We start from the raw sequence: 8,671 nt of genomic DNA, 5'->3' as shown, positions 1-8,671 counted from the left end.
GCCAGCAGGGCCACCAGCTGCTCGTGCAGCAGGGGATGCCGGGCCGCGAGCACACGGCCGCCCAGCACCACCGGCACCCGCGCCGCCACCAGCAGGCCCAGCCGCCCCAGCGCGACCGCGGCCATGGTGGCGACCTCCTCCGCCAGCCGGTCCACGATGCCGCGGGCCACCGGATCGCCCGCGGCGGCCACCGCGAACAGCACCGGCACGAGCTCGTGCCGCCGCTCCGCCGCCACCGCGCCCAGGTGCAGCGCCTCGATCAGCGCGGGCATCCCGTCCAGGCCGAAGCGCGCGGGCAGGGCGTCCGCCAGCGCGGTGGGCCCGCCGCGGCCGTCCGCCGCCCGCGCCGCCCACCACAGCGCCTCCTCCCCCAGGTCCGTGCCGCCGCCCCGGTCGCCGGAGAACCGCCCGAGCGCCGGGAAGCGGGCCGTGCGCCCGCCCGGGCCGAGCCCGGAGCAGTTGATGCCCGCCCCGCACACCACCGCGACCCCCACCGGCTCGCCCCCGTCGGGCAGCCCCGCCCGCAGCAGCGCGAAGGTGTCATTGGCGACGACGGCCTCCCGTCCCCAGCCGCGGGCGGCGATCTCCGCGGTCAGCCGCTCCTCCTCCACCGGCAGGTCGCAGTTGGCCAGGCACGCCTGGACGCGGGCGGCGTACGGGAGCGGGCCGGGCCCCGCCGCGCCGGCTCCCGCGACGGCCCGTTCCACCAGCTCCGCCAGGCCGTCCACCGCGCTCCGCACGCCCGTGCGCTGCGGCTGGAACCCGCCGCCGCGCGCCGCCCCCAGCACCGCGCCGTCCGGCCCCACCAGCGCCACGTCGGTCTTGCTGTTGCCCGCGTCGACGGCGAGCAGCGCGCCGTCCGCGTGCCTCACGCCCACGCGAGGTGGTCCTGGTTGTGCGCGAGGAGGGCGTCGGTCAGCCGGTCGGCGTGGTCGAGCTGCCCGATCAGCGGGTGCGCGAGCAGCGCCGCGAAGACGCGGTCCCGGCCGCCCTTGAGCGCCGCCTCCAGCGCCAGGTGCTCGTACGCCGTGACGCCCGCGACCAGCCCGGCGTAGAGCGGCTCCAGGGGACGTACGGGCAGCGGGTGCGCACCGCGCGCGTCCACGGCCGCGGGCACCTCGATCACCGCGTCGTCCGGGAGGAAGGGCAGCGTGCCGTTGTTGAGGGCGTTGACGACCTGGACGTCCCCCGTGTCCCGCAGCAGCGACGCGGTCAGGGCGACCGCCGCCTCCGAGTAGAAGGCGCCGCCGCGCCGGGCCAACAGCTCCGGCTTCTCGTCGAGCGCCGGATCGGCGTACAGGGCCAGCAGCTCCCGTTCCATGGCGGCCACTTCGGCGGCCCGCGACGGCCCGGTCCGCAACTGCCGGACGACCTCGTCGTGCTGGTAGAAGTAGCGCAGGTAGTAGGAGGGCACGACGCCGAGCCGGTCGACGACCGAGCGCGGCATGCGCAGGTCCGCGGCGATCGCGTCCCCGTGCTCGGCGATCAGCCGCGGCAGGACGTCCCGCCCGCCCACGGTCACCGACCGCTCCCACGTGAGGTGGTTGAGGCCGACGTGCTCCAGCGCCACGTCCTCCGGCGCCACCCCGAGCAGCCGCGCGAACTTCCGCTGGAAGCCGACGGCCACGTTGCACAGGCCCACGGCCCGGTGCCCGGCGCCCAGCAGCGCCCGGGTCACGATGCCGACCGGGTTGGTGAAGTCCACGATCCAGGCGTCGGGGCTGCGCCGCCGCACGCGCTCGGCGATGTCCAGCACCACCGGGACCGTGCGCAGCGCCTTGGCGAGCCCGCCCGCGCCGGTGGTCTCCTGGCCGACGCAGCCGCACTCCAGCGGCCACGTCTCGTCCTGCTGCCGGGCCGCCTGGCCGCCGACGCGCAGCTGCAGCAGGACGGCGTCCGCGCCGTCCGCGCCGGCGTCGAGGTCCGCGGTCCAGGAGACGCGGCCGGGGTGGCCCTGCCGGGCGAGGATCCGCCGTGCGAGCCCGCCGACGAGCTCCAGCCGCCGCGCGTCCGGGTCGATCAGGACGAGCTCCGTCACCGGCAGCGCGTCGCGCAGCCGGGCGAAGCCGTCGACGAGTTCGGGGGTGTACGTGGAGCCGCCCCCCACCACTGCGAGCTTCAACCGTGACTCCTTCGTCGGTCGCCCCGGCCGGGGCGGCGCGGACCTCAGGCCGTGTCGAACGCGGTCTCCCGGGCCGCCGCGAGCGCCGTGCGCAGCGCGCCGGTCAGGATCGGGCGGCCCTCCACGGCGCTCAGCCGCAGCTCGGGCCGGGGCAGGGCCAGCCCGGTCAGCTCGGCCTCGGTCATCGCGCGCAGCCGCTCCCCGCCCGCCCGGCACACCGCGCCGGAGAGCACCACCAGGGCGGGGTCGACCACGGCGACGACGGACGCGAGCCCGACGGCCAGCCGCCGGCCCAGCTCGGCGAAGACGTCGTCGCCGGCGCCCGGCAGCTCCGCCGCGCGGGCGAGCGCCTCGGGAGCCGTACCGGCGGCTATGCCGTGGGAGCGGGCCAGCGCGACGACGGCGGAGGAGGACACGAGCATCTGGAAGCCCCCGCCGCCGTCGGGGCCGGCCGTGGCGTCGTCCCCGCCGCGGGCGAGCGGCGCGCCCGGCAGCGGCATGTAGCCGATCTCGCCGGCGCCGCCCGTGGCGCCGCGCAGCAGCCGGCCGCCGAGCACGACCGCGGCGCCGACGCCCTCGTCCGCCCACACCAGCACGTAGTCGCCGCAGCCCTGCGCCGCGCCGGCGTGCTGCTCGGCGACGGCGGCGAGGTTGACGTCGTTCTCGATGACGACGGGCGTCCCGAGCGCTGCGGTGATCTCGCCGCGCAGGGTGCGGGACTGCCAGCCCGGCAGGTGCGGGGCGTAGCGCAGGACGCCGGTGCGCGGGTCGAGGGCGCCGGGGGTGCCGATGACGGTGTGGTGCAGGGCCGTCCGGTCGAGCCCGGCCGCGGCGAGGGCGCCGTCGACGGCCAGTGCGACGAGCTCCGCCGTCCCGCGGCCCTCCTCCGGGCGCACGCGGTGCTCGCCGGTGACCGTGCCCGCGATGTCCGCGACCTGCGCGGTGATGCCCTCGGGGTCGACGGCCAGCGCGGCGACGTGGGCGATGCCCGGGTCGATCTCGTACAGCTGGGCGCTGGGGCCGGGCCGCCCGGTGACGCTGCCGGTGCGGCGCACCAGGCCGGCGGCCTCCAGGCGGGTGAGCAGCTGGGAGGCGGTGGGCTTGGACAGGCCGGTGAGCTCGCCGAGGCGGGTGCGGGTGAGCGGGCCGTGGGTGATGAGGAGGTCGAGGGCGGCGCGGTCGTTCATGGCCCGCAGCACGCGCGGCGTTCCCGGGGCCCCGGCCATCTCGCTCCGTCCAAGTCTGTGGGGAAAGTCTGTTAGGAAACTTTCCTATCGATGATCGGGAGGGTAGGCGCGCGCCGGGCCGGGCGTCAACGGCCTCACCCGAAAATCGGGCGACGAAACGCCCGAACGCTGTTAATTTCCCTGACCATGCAACCGCTCGCCGACAGTGACATACGCGCGTCCTTCATCAACTGCTCCAAGGGAGAGGCCCGCCGGATCGCGCTTCCGCGCAACCTCTCCGAAGTCCCCTGGGAGGACCTCGACTTCCTGGGCTGGCGGGACCCGGGCGCCCCGGACCGCGGCTACGTCGTCGCCGAGCGCGACGGACAGCTGACCGGCGTGACCCTGCGGGTGCCGCAGAGCGGGCCGCGGAGCATGGCGAAGACCACGATGTGCTCGCTGTGCCTGACGAGCCACCCGGGCTCGGGCGTCTCCCTGCTGGCCGCCCGCCGCGTCGGCGCCGCCGGCCGCGAAGGCAACACCGTCGGCGCGTACATGTGCGCGGACCTCTCCTGCTCGCTCTACGTGCGCGGCAAGAAGGTCCCGGAGCTGTCGATGCGCTACAAGGAGACCCTCGGCGAGGAGGAGCGGATCGCCCGCATGCTCGGGAACCTGGACGACTTCCTGGCGAAGGTCCGGCGCGGCTGACGCGCCGCGGAACGGCGGAAAGCCGGAGGGGCCCGACCGCATCGGTCGGGCCCCTCCAGCTGTGACGTCGACGTCCCGGGACGGCTCGGGCGTCACTTCGCGAGCGGCTGCCCCGGCGGTATCGGCGTCGTCGCCTGGGACTGCGGCGAGGCGGGATTGGCCAGGACGGACGGGGCGGCCACGGCCGCCATCGGATCGGGCCCGGACTCCGTCTCCAGATTCGCCTCCGTCGGACGCCCGACGATCCGGATCCCCTCCGCGTCCAGCGCCCGCTTGATGCGCCAGCGCAGCTCCCGCTCGACGCCCAGCGCCTTGCCCGGCATCGTCTTGGCCGACACCCGGATGACCACCGAGTCCAGGTAGACCGCGTTCAGGCCCAGGACCTCGACCGGCTCCCACAGCCGCTCCGTCCACGGCTCGTCCTTCTGCATCTCCTCGCCCGTACGGGTGAGGATCTCGCGGACCCGCTCCAGGTCCTCGTCGGCGCGGACCTGGACGTCGACGCCCGCCGTCGCCCAGCCCTGGCTCAGGTTGCCGATGCGCTTGACCTCGCCGTTGCGCACGTACCAGATCTCGCCGTCCGTGCCGCGCAGCTTGGTCACGCGCAGACCCACCTCGATCACCTCGCCGGAGGCGACCCCGGCGTCGATCGAGTCGCCCACGCCGTACTGGTCCTCAAGGATCATGAAGACGCCGGAGAGGAAGTCGGTGACCAGGTTGCGGGCGCCGAAACCGATGGCGACGCCCGCCACACCGGCGCTCGCCAGCAGCGGGGCCAGGTTGATCTTCAGGACCGACAGCACGGTGAGCGCCGCCGTGCCCATGATCAGGAACGAGGTGACGCTGCGCAGCACGGAGCCGATGGCCTCCGAGCGCTGCCGCCGCCGCTCCGCGTTGACCAGCAGGCCCCCGAGGGCCGTGCCGTCCACGGCCGAGGCCGTGCGGTTCATGCGCGCTATCAGCTTGGTGATGGCACGCCGGATCAGGGAGCGCATCACGACCGCGATGACCAGGATCAGGATGATGCGCAGGCTGTTGCTGAGCCAGACGGACCAGTTCTCCTCGACCCAGCCGGCGGCGTCGTTCGCCGTCCGTTGTGCCTCGTCGAGAGAGACAGGACGAGGCGTCTCTTCTGCGGCCAGGGCAGCGGACCAGAACACTGCAGGAACCCTCCGTGTGTGATGCCGGCCCACGGGAGGCGGGCGGGCAAGACCCACCACATTAGCGGGACGCAGGTGATCGTCCGTTGCTGTGTTCGAGATGCGACCGGTCCTGAGCGGGGGATGAACAAGATGTGTTCCAAAACACCCGTGACCCGTTACCTGGTCATGGTGGCGCTCCGACCAGGGGCCGGGGGACACTTGCAGGAGATCGTCCCGGCGCGAGCCACGCGCCGCCGGCGTACAAGGAGGCACCCGTGCCGCATGTCCTGGTCCTCAACGCGTCGTACGAGCCGCTCGGCGTCGTACCGCTCCGCCGCGCGCTCATACTCGTCCTCAATGAAAAGGCCGTCAGCCTGGAGGACACCGGCGCCTATATGCACAGCGCAACGTGCACCATCCCCGCTCCCAGCGTGGTCCGCCTCAAACGCTTCGTGCGCGTGCCCTTTCGGGGGCCCGTCCCGCTCACCCGCCGTGCCCTCTTCGCCCGTGACGGCGGGCGCTGCGCGTATTGCGGTGGCGTCGCAACCAGCGTCGATCACGTGGTCCCGCGCAGCCGCGGCGGCCAGCACGCCTGGGAGAACGTGGTGGCGGCCTGCCGCCGCTGCAATCACGTCAAGGCCGACCGGCACGTCGCCGAGCTGGGGTGGCGGCTGCGCCACCAGCCCGCACCGCCGTCCGGCCTGGCCTGGCGCATCATCGGCACGGGCCATAGGGATCCGCGCTGGCTGCCTTATCTGGAGGCATTCGGCGCGGAGGATGCGATGGCCCGGATCGACGGCATTTCCGCCTGACGGTTCCGGGCCATCAATGTCGGCACCGGGCGATGCTCCGGCTTGCGGTACCGGTGCGGTTCCGGTAGCCGGAGCCCTCGTCGTTGCGGCGGGACGGGTCCGCCCGCCGCAGCGGCGCTCCGCCACGACGGCGAGAGCCCGGGGGAACGCGCCGCAACCGAAGCGGCACGTCCTGCCGGACCGGCCGCGTCAGCGGGCTGTGTTCGCCTCGTACGCCTCCACGCCCCGCAGAGCGCCCCCGGCCCCCTCGCCCTCTACGCGGACGAATCGGGTGTCCGGTGCGTCCATGCGCACCACCTCCGTCCCGCCGGTGCCGGTGCCCCGGGCGGCCTCCCGCCAGGTGCGGCCGTCCGCGGACACCTGGACGCGGCAGCCGGCAGGCTTCTGGCCGTCCTGCCCGTCCTGGCCGTCCTGCCAATGCAGCACCAGCCGCCCCAGCCGTACGGGGCGGGCCAGCTCCAGCTGCCGGACGTCCCCGCCCGGGGAGCTCAGGGCCGCGCCGCGCGCCAGGTCCGGGCCGCCGGCCTGCGGATAGGCCCGTACGGTCAGGATCCGCTCCTGGTCGCCCAGGCGCACCGGCACGGTGAAGGTGCGGGCCGAGCCGCCCGCCGGGACCGCGAGCTCGATCCGGGCCGTGGTCACCCCGCCGCGCGCCACGCTCACCTCGGCGGGGGCCGTCACCCGGACCCCGTCGGGCGCCCGCACGGTGAGCTTCTCCCGCACCTGCTCCGGCCGCCGGTTGATCATCCGCACGTCCACCGCCGCCGGGGCCCCGCCGAGCTCCGCTTCCGCCTCCGTGCGCGTGAGCTCGACGTCCGCCGTGGGCGTGTCCGCGAACCACGGGGCGAGCTCGTGGACGGGCGGCGGCGCGCCGTCGCCCTCCCACACCACCCGCAGCGCGTCCGCCTTCAGGCCCTTGCCCGGCACCTGCGTCCAGCCGCTGTCCGACACCGCGCCCAGCGGCTGCCAGCCCTTGGCGACGTCGTGCGCCCAGGCCGTGCCGCGCGCCCCCGGCGCCGGGGCGGTCAGCACCGTGACGGCCGTCAGCGGCCGCGGCCCGGCAAGCCGCACGGTCAGCGGCTCGCCCGCGGCGCCCGTGAACGCGGTGGCCGGATCGCCGTCGGTCGCCGCGCCCGCCGAGCGCACCGGCCGGTCCACGCCCGTCCAGCCGTTCGCCCGGGCCAGCGCCTGGTCGAGGAAGGGCGTGAGCACGCCCTTGCCGACCGTCACCGGGCTGTCCTTGATCCGCCCGCGCAGCCGCTGCACGTCCAGCTGGGCCCGCCAGGCCTCCGCGCCGTCGCCGCGCGCCTGCGCGAGCAGCATGTCCAGCGCCCGCGCCCCCGCCTCGCCGTGCCGCGCGAGCTGCTCCAGCCACGGGCCGGCCTCGTCGCCGAAGGTCCCCGACAGGCGCTGCGGGGCGTCCCGCATCGTGCCGAACGCGGCCCGCAGCCGGCCCGCGGCGTCCTCCCGCGCCTTGGCGTCCGTCCCCGACAGGGCGGTCCAGAACGCGTCCAGCAGCGGGCGCAGGTACGCCGACTCCTCGCCCCCGAGCACCGACGACGCGTCGTTGCCCGCCAGCGCCCGCAGCGCCTCCCGGGTGCGCGCGTCCGGCCCCGCCAGGTCGTTGACCGCCGCCTGCCACGACTCCTGGGGGCGGTAGCCGCGCGGGTTCCAGGCGTAGTCGGCCGCCGTGAACAGCGGGATCCGCGAGACCGCGGCCTGCGACGAGGCGTTGGCCAGCAGCGCGGCGGAGCCGGACGCTACGGCCGGCTCGCGGCCGGTGTACGGGCCGAGGAAGATACGGTCCTGCGCGAAGTCGTTGACCGGGTAGTTGTCCATCGTCACCAGCGGGTGCCCGAACGCCTCCCGGGCGTCGGACAGTTCGGCCCCGGTGATGGTCTTCGGCACCACCCCGACGCCCGTCCACGCCACCTCCACGCGCGGGTCGAGCTGCTCCGCGAGCGCCCGCCGGAACGCCGTCCGCCCGTCCTGGTAGTACTCGGTGGGCAGCAGCGACAGCGGGGCCGCCTCCGGGCCCTTCGCCGCCAGGTGCTCCGCCAGCGCGCCCGCCACCTTCGCCTGCGCCTTCGCCGCGGCCTTCGGCCCCGACCCGAACGCGTCCGCGTCCGCCCCGCAGTGCCACTCGCTGTAGCTCACGTCCTGGAACTGCAGCTGGAACGCCCGGAAGCCCAGCGCCCACATGCCGTCCACCTTGCGCTTGAGCGCCCGCAGGTCCTCCGCCGACGAGAAGCACATCGCCTGCCCGGGGCTCACCGCCCAGCCCAGCGTCACGTGGTTGCGGCGCGCCCGCTCGGCCAGCGCCCGGAACTCCTCGCGCTGCGCCGCGGGATAGGCGGCGCGCCAGCGGGCCTGCCGGTACGGGTCGTCGCCCGGCGCGTACAGATAGCGGTTCTGCTTGGTGCGGCCCATGAAGTCCAGCTGCGCCAGGCGCTGCTCGCGCGTCCACGGCTCGCCGTAGAAACCCTCGGACAGACCCCGTACCGCCGTGCCCGGCCAGTCGCGCACCACCGCCCCCGCGAAGCCCTTCGCGCCGCCCCGCTCCACCGTCAGCTGACGCAGCGTCTGCACCGCGTGGAACAGCCCGTCGGAGCCCGCGCCCGCGAGCGCCGCCGTCGGCCGGCCCGCCACCTGACCCGCCGCCAGCCGGTAGCCTCCGGCCGGCAGGTCCCCGGCCTCCGGCGCGCCCAGCGCCCGCAGCGC

7 protein-coding genes are annotated in these 8,671 nt (G+C 75.5%); 2 read left to right on the top strand and 5 right to left on the bottom strand.

The features are described from left to right. The 3 genes from B7P34_RS33800 to B7P34_RS33790 all read right to left on the bottom strand — a co-directional run. Positions 1–878: N-acetylglucosamine kinase (locus B7P34_RS33800; protein WP_106681979.1), on the bottom strand; the 878-nt coding region annotated here is incomplete at its 3' end. Next, positions 869–2,122, bottom strand: coding sequence for a 6-phospho-beta-glucosidase (locus B7P34_RS33795; RefSeq protein WP_106681978.1), 1,254 nt, complete (start codon positions 2,120–2,122; stop codon positions 869–871). The genes B7P34_RS33795 and B7P34_RS33800, both read right to left, overlap by 10 nt. A gap of 44 nt (positions 2,123–2,166) precedes the next feature. Next, positions 2,167–3,348, bottom strand: a complete 1,182-nt coding sequence (locus B7P34_RS33790; protein ID WP_223268512.1) for an ROK family transcriptional regulator — start codon at positions 3,346–3,348, stop codon at positions 2,167–2,169. A 147-nt stretch (positions 3,349–3,495) separates the two neighbouring features. Between B7P34_RS33790 and B7P34_RS33785 the strand changes: the two genes are divergently transcribed. Beyond that, the gene (locus B7P34_RS33785; RefSeq protein WP_106681977.1) at positions 3,496–3,996 is read left to right on the top strand and encodes an FBP domain-containing protein; all 501 of its coding nucleotides are present in this window, start codon (positions 3,496–3,498) and stop codon (positions 3,994–3,996) included. 92 nt (positions 3,997–4,088) lie between these two features. Here B7P34_RS33785 and B7P34_RS33780 read toward each other — a convergent pair whose 3' ends face one another. After that, the gene (locus B7P34_RS33780) at positions 4,089–5,156 is read right to left on the bottom strand and encodes a mechanosensitive ion channel family protein (RefSeq protein WP_106681976.1); all 1,068 of its coding nucleotides are present in this window, start codon (positions 5,154–5,156) and stop codon (positions 4,089–4,091) included. Positions 5,157–5,413: 257 nt separating this feature from the next. Between B7P34_RS33780 and B7P34_RS33775 the strand changes: the two genes are divergently transcribed. Next, positions 5,414–5,950, top strand: a complete 537-nt coding sequence (locus tag B7P34_RS33775) for an HNH endonuclease (protein WP_030366446.1) — start codon at positions 5,414–5,416, stop codon at positions 5,948–5,950. A gap of 189 nt (positions 5,951–6,139) precedes the next feature. Here B7P34_RS33775 and B7P34_RS33770 read toward each other — a convergent pair. After that, a partial coding sequence (locus B7P34_RS33770; protein ID WP_106681975.1) for a beta-N-acetylhexosaminidase family protein occupies positions 6,140–8,671 on the bottom strand: 2,532 nt, incomplete at its 5' end.

The organism is Streptosporangium nondiastaticum (assembly GCF_003011965.1).
Classification (GTDB): Bacteria; Actinomycetota; Actinomycetes; order Streptomycetales; family Streptomycetaceae; genus Streptomyces; species Streptomyces nondiastaticus.
This window is presented reverse-complemented; position numbering and strand designations above follow the sequence as displayed.

Coding starts and splice junctions, on each gene's coding strand:
- B7P34_RS33785 (WP_106681977.1), top strand. CDS start 3,496: ATGCAACCGCTCGCCGACAGTGACATACGCGCGTCCTTCATCAACTGC.
- B7P34_RS33790 (WP_223268512.1), bottom strand. CDS start 3,348: ATGGCCGGGGCCCCGGGAACGCCGCGCGTGCTGCGGGCCATGAACGAC.